This window comes from Kitasatospora sp. NPDC058965, assembly GCF_042741245.1.
Classification (GTDB): domain Bacteria; phylum Actinomycetota; class Actinomycetes; order Streptomycetales; family Streptomycetaceae; genus Kitasatospora.
Genome location: NZ_JBHYKG010000375.1, coordinates 1 through 7,668, shown reverse-complemented (window position 1 = coordinate 7,668; position 7,668 = coordinate 1). Strand labels below are relative to the sequence as shown.

General features: G+C 74.3%; 4 protein-coding genes. 2 read left to right on the top strand and 2 right to left on the bottom strand.

From position 1 onward, the window contains the following. A partial coding sequence (locus tag ACFW1A_RS36010; protein WP_380416964.1) for a DUF642 domain-containing protein occupies positions 1-2,295 on the bottom strand: 2,295 nt, incomplete at its 3' end. A 175-nt stretch (positions 2,296-2,470) separates the two neighbouring features. Here ACFW1A_RS36010 and ACFW1A_RS36005 point away from each other — a divergent pair. Further along, positions 2,471-3,553: a glycosyltransferase gene (locus ACFW1A_RS36005; protein WP_380416962.1), complete on the top strand. Its 1,083-nt coding sequence runs from the start codon at positions 2,471-2,473 to the stop codon at positions 3,551-3,553. 40 nt (positions 3,554-3,593) lie between these two features. Here the strand turns inward: ACFW1A_RS36005 and ACFW1A_RS36000 are convergent, their stop codons facing one another. Continuing rightward, positions 3,594-5,927 carry a PQQ-binding-like beta-propeller repeat protein gene (locus ACFW1A_RS36000; protein WP_380416958.1) on the bottom strand — a complete coding sequence of 778 codons (2,334 nt, stop codon included), beginning with the start codon at positions 5,925-5,927 and terminating at the stop codon, positions 3,594-3,596. A gap of 354 nt (positions 5,928-6,281) precedes the next feature. Between ACFW1A_RS36000 and ACFW1A_RS35995 the strand changes: the two genes are divergently transcribed. Next, positions 6,282-7,664, top strand: coding sequence for a sugar porter family MFS transporter (locus tag ACFW1A_RS35995; RefSeq protein ID WP_380416953.1), 1,383 nt, complete (start codon positions 6,282-6,284; stop codon positions 7,662-7,664). The last annotated feature ends 4 nt before the right edge of the window (positions 7,665-7,668 follow it).

The window sequence follows — 7,668 nt, the reverse complement described above, 5'->3', positions numbered from 1 at the left end:
GGTCGCTCCCAGCGGACCGGTGCGGCCGATCAGGCCCTGGAGGCCCTGGAGACCTTCGGGGCCCTGAAGGCCTTGAAGGCCTTGAGCGCCCTGGAGGCCCTGGAGGCCCTGGGCACCCGTGGGTCCGGTGGCGCCGATCGGGCCCTGCGGGCCGGTGGCACCTGCGGGACCGGTCGAACCCTGCGGGCCGGTGGCACCCGTCGGGCCGTCAGGTCCCTGGGCGCCGGTGGCACCGGTCTCCCCGGTGGCTCCGGTCGCTCCTGCCGGTCCCTGGGCGCCCGTGGCACCAGTCGCTCCTGCCGGTCCTTGCGCGCCGGTGGCACCCGCCGGCCCTGGGGACCCGGTGGCGCCCGCCGGGCCCTCGGGGCCCTGTGCTCCGGTCGCGCCCGTGGTTCCGTTCGCTCCCGCCGGGCCCTGCGCGCCGGTGGCGCCGGTCGCCCCGGCAGGCCCCTGCGGACCGGTGGCCCCGGTCGCGCCCTGGGTACCGGCGGGGCCGGTCGGTCCCTGCTGTCCCTGTTGCCCCGCGGCGCCGGTGGCTCCGGCCGGTCCCTGTGCGCCGGTGGCACCTGCGGCTCCGGTCGCACCGGCCGGTCCCTGTGCGCCCGTCGCACCAGTTGCTCCGGCCGGTCCTTGCGCGCCGGTGGCGCCCGCCGGGCCCTGCGCTCCCGTGGCACCAGTAGCTCCGGTCGCGCCTGCTGCACCTTGGGCGCCGGTGGCTCCCACGGCACCGGCGGGACCCTGGGCTCCGGTCGCCCCCGCGGGCCCCTGAGCCCCCGTCGCCCCCGTAGCCCCGGCCGCCCCGGCTACGCCCTGAGGGCCCGTCGGTCCAGCCGGTCCGGCGGCTCCCGTGGCTCCCGTGGCGCCGGCAGCGCCGGTGGACCCCTGCGGACCGGTGGCCCCCTGCGCACCTGCGGCTCCGGTCGCACCGGCCGGTCCCTGGGTGCCGGTGGCCCCGGTCGCTCCCGCCGGTCCCTGCGCCCCGGTTGCTCCCGTCGCACCGGCCGGCCCCTGGGCCCCTGTTGCCCCTGTTGCCCCTGTCGCCCCTGTTGCTCCGGTCGCTCCCGTGGCGCCGGCAGCGCCGGCCGGGCCCTGCGCGCCCGTGGCGCCTGCAGCCCCTGCGGCCCCCGTCGCCCCCTGCGGGCCGGCGGCCCCGGTCGCGCCCACCGCGCCCGTCGCGCCCACGGCCCCGGTGGCTCCCGTCGGCCCGGCCGGACCGGTGGGCCCCATCGGGCCGGTGGGACCGGCCATCGTGACGGGTCCGACGAAGGTGGCCCCCGCCTGGTCCGCCGCCACGGGGCCGTTGTTGTTCAGGTCCGGGTCCGGGGTACTGGCGGTCACCGTGGCCTGGTTCACCGGGATGTTCGCCGCCGTGCCCGAGAGCGTGCCGCCGACCGACACCGTCGCGCTCGCACCCGCGGCGATCGAGGTGATCGGGCAGCTCATCTGCGTGCCCGCGCCGCCGCCGAGCGCGGTCAGGGTGCACGGCCCGCCGCTGCCCTGGGTGACGGTCGCGGTCGGGCTGAGCACGGTGGGCGGGATGCGGTCGCCGACCACCACGCCGTACGCGGTGTCGGGCCCGTGGTTCTTCACGGTGATGGTCCAGGTGACCGCCCCGTTCGGGGAGACCGTCTTGGTGGTGAGCTCCTTGCTGATGACCAGGTCGGCGACCGGCGGGTTCTGGGTCGCCCGGACGTTGGCGAGCAGCGGGCCGCAGGCGGTGCTGGACCGGGTCTCGGTGGAGGCGAAGGTGACGGTCGGGTTGTCGCTGCCGGCGACGAAGGTGTAGCTGCTGTCCTGCCAGTTGCCGGTGGAGCGGGTCGCCACGCCCGCCGTGGTGAAGGCGGTGGTCGGCCCGCCGGTCCCGGTGACCGTGAACGGCTGACCGTTCGCCAGCTGGGTCAGCGTGCAGCCGTTCCAGGTGTTGGGGCTGTTGCCGAAGGTCACCGTGACGGTCGCGCCCTGCTTGATCCCGGTCAGCTGCTGGCTCAGCGAGCTCGCGACGGTGGTGTTGAGGTCGACCGCCTGCAGGCCGTCCGCGCGGTGCGCGAACGCGGGGGTGTACACCTCGGTCGCGCCGGTCCAGCCGGGCGGGTTGGTGACGGCCTGGTACACCTGGTCGCCGCCGCTGACCGCGGGGTTGGCGAAGGTGCCGTTGGCCACCGTGACCGGGGTGGCCTGGCCGCTGCCCGCCCGGGCCGGCACCGGCCAGGGCGAGTACGTGCTGGCGACCAGGATCCCCAGCACCACGGCGCTGCGGGTGAGGGGGCGCGCCGTGGACGGCCGTTGCGCTGGCATGCTCTCGATCTCCGTACGACGGGTGGACAGTGCACCCATCGAACGGCGCCGCCGGACGTCTGCCGGGTACGACATTCCGTCAGCTCATCTGACAGTCCTATGAATGCACCCAGCTGGGGGAGTCCCGGCCCGGGCCGCTGACCCATTGGGCTGACGGCGGGTCAGAATCGCTGGCATGCCCCGCACCTCCCTCTCGATGATCGTCAAGGACGAGGCCGAGTCCCTGGCCGCCGTGCTCGCCGATGCCGCCGCCTTCTGCGACGAACTCGTGGTGGTCGACACCGGCAGTACCGACGGCACCCAGCGGATCGCGCACCGGGCGGGCGCCCGGGTGGTCGAGGTGCCGTGGGCCGACGACTTCGCGGCCGCCCGCAACGCCAGCCTGGCCGCCTGCACCGGCGACTGGGTGGTCTGGCTGGACGCCGACGACCGGGTGGCCCCCGCCGCCCAGCGCGCCTTCGCCCGGGTGCTGGCCGAGCTGGACGACGGTGTGGACGCGCTGCTGACGCCGTACCAGTACGGCTTCGACGCCGGCGGGTCGGCCTGCACCTTCACGGTGCAGCGCGAGCGGGTGCTGCGCCGGGCGGCGGGACTGTGCTGGAGCGGCGCGGTGCACGAGGCCGTGGACCTGGCCGCCGCCCGGGTGCGCGCGGTGCCGGAGCTGGTGGTCGAGCACCGGCGCACCAGTGTCCAGGCAGCCCGCGACCACGGCCGCAACCTGCGGATCCTGCAAGCCTGTTACGCGGCCGGCGACCGCTCGCCGCGGACCCTCTTCTACCGGGCGAACGAACTGCGCGACCAGGGCCGGCACGAGGAGGCGGTGGTCGCCTACGCCGAGGCGTTGGACGGTGTGCAGTCCGCCTGGGAGCGGTACTTCGCGCTGCTCAGCCAGGCCGAGTCGCTGCTCGCGCTGGCCCGCCACCCGGAGGCGGCGCGCACCGCGCTCGACGCCGTCCAGCTCGACCCGGCCCGCCCGGAGGCCTGGGTGGTGGTGGGCAAGGTGTACTACCAGCAGGAGCGCTGGGCCGAGGCCGCCCCCTTCTTCCAGGCCGCCACCTGCGCCGACCGCCGCCCGGCCACCGGCTTCAGCCGCGAGACCGACTACCAGTGGCTGCCCTGGGACCTGCTCGCGGTCTGCCTGGGCAACAGCGGCCGCCGCGAGGAGGCGCTGCGGGCCGGCCTCACCGCGCTGCACGGCAACCCCGAACCGGAACGGGTCCGCCGCAACCTGGCCTGGTTCGTGGAGGGCCTGGGGTGAGCCCTGTCCCGCCGCTCCATGGTGGGCTGACGGCGCGGAGCTACTTCTTGGTCGCGGTGGGCTTGAACGCGTAGAGCTTGCCCTTGGTGTCGGCGGCGTACAGCACGCCCTGGTCGACCGTCAGCATGCCCTGGGAGCTCTCACCGAGGTCGTAGTCCCACTCCGCCCGCCCGGTGGCGGCATCCAGTGCATAGATCCTGCCGTTGTAGCCCGCGGTGCCGGCGAGGTAGAGCGTGCCGTTCAGCAGGACCGGTTCCGCGAAGCCGCCGTCTCCGGCGGTGTGGCGCCACTTCTCCTGCCCGTCGGCCGGATTCAGGGCGCGCACCGAGCCGGTCTGGTCGGCAACGTAGACGGTGTCGTGGGTTGCGGTCAGTGCGGCCTTCAGATCGTGGCCGACGGGGACGGTCCACTTCTTGTTGCCGGTGGCGGCGTCCAGCGCGAACACCGTGCCGTTGGCGTCCGCGACGTAGACCGTGCCGTCCGCCACGACCGGAATCGCGTCGCCCAGGTAGTTGAGCGAGCCCGGACCGGACGGGCCCAGGTCGTGGGTCCACTTCGGTCGGCCACTGGCGGCGTCCAGCGCGACCGCGGTGTCCTGGTCGCCGTGCGCACCCACCACGTAGACCGTGCCGTCGGCCACCGTCGGTTCGGAGGTGCTGCCGTCGGTGGCGGTGCGACGCCACTTCTCGGTTCCGGTGGCGGCGTCGTAGGCGGTCACCGGTCCGTCGATGTCGGAGGCGTAGACGGTGTGGTCGGCGACGGTGAAGTTGGTTCCCGGCTTCGACCAGATCCGGTTCCCCGTGTCGGCGTTCAGGGCCACGACCGTCCGCTGGCCTGATTCGGCGAAGACGGTGCCGTCGGCCACCGTCACCCAGGCGGACTGCCCGTCGTAGGCGAGCTGGGTCTCCCACTTCTTGCCGCCGCCGACGGGGTCCAGCGCGTAGACGATGTCGCTGGTGCTCCCGACGTAGATCGTGCTGCCGGCGAGAGCCGGGGGCCCGGCCAGGCCGTCGCCGATGTCGCGCACCCAGGCGGTCCTGGTGGGGGCGCCGTTCAGCAGCGCCGCGGTCAGGCCGGCGGCGGCGGCCGTGGCGGCGCTCGCGACCAGCAGGCGCCGGCCGGCGGTGCGGCCGAGCCGGGGCCGGCGAGCCGATCGCCGGGCGGGCGGAACGGGCCGGGCCGGTACGGGCACCGGGTGATCGGGGTCGGGTTCCGCGGTGGGGCGGGGGAGTTGGCGGCGCATCGGAGGATCGCCCGGGACCGCGGTGGGGCGGGGGAGTTGGCGGCGCATCGGAGGATCGTCCGGGATCGCGGTGGGGCGGGGAAGGTCGCGGCGCGCCGGCGGGGGAAGCGGTGGAGCGCTCGCCCTGGGTGCGACGCCGGGAGGGTGCCGGTGCGCGGCCCGGACCCGCGGTGGGTCGAGGTCCGACCCCGGAGCAACGGTGGGGAGTTGGTGGAACAGGATGTCGCGTGGGACCGGCGGCGGTGCGAACGGCGCCGGATCGCGCAGGGTGGGGTTCGGCACCCGCAGGGTCGGGCGGTACGTGGCCGGTTCGGCGCCGGCGGGTGGAGGCGGTACCGCCCGGATCCGGCGCAGCCGGTTGCGCACCTCGGCGGCATCGGCGGGCCGCAGTTCCGGGGCAGCGTCCAGTAACTCGATCACCAGCGGGCCGAGCGCGGCCGGGACGGCGGACAGGCGCTCGGGCCGGCGTCCCGACTGGTGGGCGCCTACGAGCTGGTACAGGTCGAGCCCTGGGAACGGTGGCTCGCCCGTGATGAGTTCGTAGAGCACGCACCCGAGCGAGTAGAGGTCGCCGGTCGCCTCCGGTCGCCGCCCGGCCCGGAAGGCCTCCGGTGGCATGTACTGCGGGGTGCCGGCGATGTCGGCACTGGTGGCCCGGGTCGTGTACCGGCTGCGGGCGATGCCGAAGTCCAGCACCCTGAGGGTGCCCCCGGGCGTGACCATGACGTTCTCGGGCTTGAGGTCGCGGTGCACCACACCGGCGCGGTGCGCGGCGTGCAGCACGTCGGCCAGTTGGGCCGCCCAGTCGAGCGCCCGGTGGAGGTCCGGCGTGCCGCGTTCGCGGAGCTCCTGCCGGAGTGATCGGCCGGAGACCAACTCCATGACGAGGAAGGGCGTTCCGTGCTCGTCCTCGCCCACGTCCAGCACCCCGACCACGCCCGGGTGGGACACGCGGTTCGCGTTGCGCGCCTCGCGCAACGCCTGGGCAGTCTCGTCGGCGAGCGCGGTGAGCAGCTTGACCGCCACCGACCGGCCCAGCTCCAGATCGAGGGCCGCGTACACCCGGCCCGTGCCGCCGCGGCCGAGGGGATCGCCCAGTTCGTACCGGTCGGCGAGGATCCGTCGTGCCACCCCGATGCCCTCCTCCGAACCCCGTGCTGCGCTGGAGCCATCAAAGCACCGGCGGGACCGGCGGGAGGCAGGAACCGGTTCCTCCATGGTGCGGGAGACGGCGGAGGCGGGCAAGGAGCGGGGCATGACGGAATGACAAAGTTGTTCGCCCAGTCGTCCTGAAGTCATGGATGTGAATCGACGAAGTATCAATTACTGGAACAAACAGGGTCATTGGCAAGGTCGGTCATTCGTGGATGTGGACGAGAGGTCTTGACCTGTCCTCAGGTTGGCGCTTCACTCGCCGCTCAGCGACAGCTCGAACCGACCTGACGATCCGGGCCTCCGGCCCTCCACAGGACAGGGCGATCCACCATGAGCCAGACCACCGCCGCCCCGCGGTCGCCATCGACCCCGCGCGGCACCAACCCCGTGACGCTGTACGCCTTCGGCGCGCTCGGCGGGATCCTGTTCGGCTACGACCTCGGGGTGATCGCGGGCATCCTGGTGGTCGTCTCCAAGGCCTGGCAGCTGTCCGGCCCGGACAAGGGCGTGCTCACCGCCTCGCTCTCGGTGGGCGCGATGGTCGGGGCCGGCCTGGCCGCCCGGCTCACCGGGCGGGTGGGGCGGCGGCGGACCATCATGGCGGCCGGCGGAGTGGTGATCCTCGGCACGGTGGCGTGCGCGCTGGCGCCCGGGTTCGGCGCGCTGGTGGCCTTCCGCACGGTGCTGGGCCTGGGCATAGGCCTCTCCTCGGCCACCGTGCCGACCTACCTCGCCGAGCTGGCCCCGGCCCGGACCCGCGGCGCGATGGGCTCGCTCAACCAGATCTTCATCGTCAGCGGCATCCTGATCGCCTTCCTGGTCGGGTACTGGCTGCAGCCCGCGCACCAGTGGCGCTGGATGTTCGCCGGTGCCCTGGTTCCCGCGGTGGTGCTGGTGGTCGGGCTGTCGTTCCTGCCCGAGACCCCGCGCTGGCTGGTCGACCGGGGCCGGGAGGACGAGGCGCGGGCCGTGCTGGCGGCCACCCGTCCGGCGGGCGAGGTCGAGGCCGAACTGGCCTCGATCCGCGAGGTGATCCGCCGGGACGCCGCGCAGCCCGGCCACCGGGTGCGGGACCTGTGGGCGCCCCGGGTGCGACCGATGCTGCTGGTGGCGCTGCTGCTGGCGGTCGGTCAGCAGTTCAGCGGGGTCAACGCGATCAACGCCTACTTCCCGACCATGCTGGTCTCGCTCGGGCTGACCGCCAACACCGCGCTGCTGTCGGCGATCGTGCTGGGGGTCACCAAACTCGCCTTCACCGCGTGGGTGGTCTTCGTGGTCGACCGGTGGGGGCGCAAGCCGCTGCTGCTGATCGGCAACGCGGTGATGGTGGCGACCCTCGCGCTGACCGGCTGGGTGGTGACCCACGTGCACGACAAGGGCAGCCTGGGCCTGTTGACCGTGGTGCTGCTGGTCCTCTACCTGGCCGGCTACGAACTGGGGTGGGGCGCGGTGGTCTGGGTGATGACGGCGGAGGTCTTCCCGCTCAGGGCGCGCGGGGCGGGCACCGGTGTGGCGGCGGTGGTGCTGTGGGCCGCCACCGGGGTGATCACCGCGGTCTACCCGATCCTGTCGGACCACCACCACCTGGGCATCGGCGGCGCGATGTACCTGTTCGCCGCCGTCAACGCGGCGCTCTTCCTGCTCACCGGGCGGCTGGTGCCGGAGACCAAGGGGCGCAGCCTGGAGCAGATCGAACTGGACCTGCGCCGCTGACCCG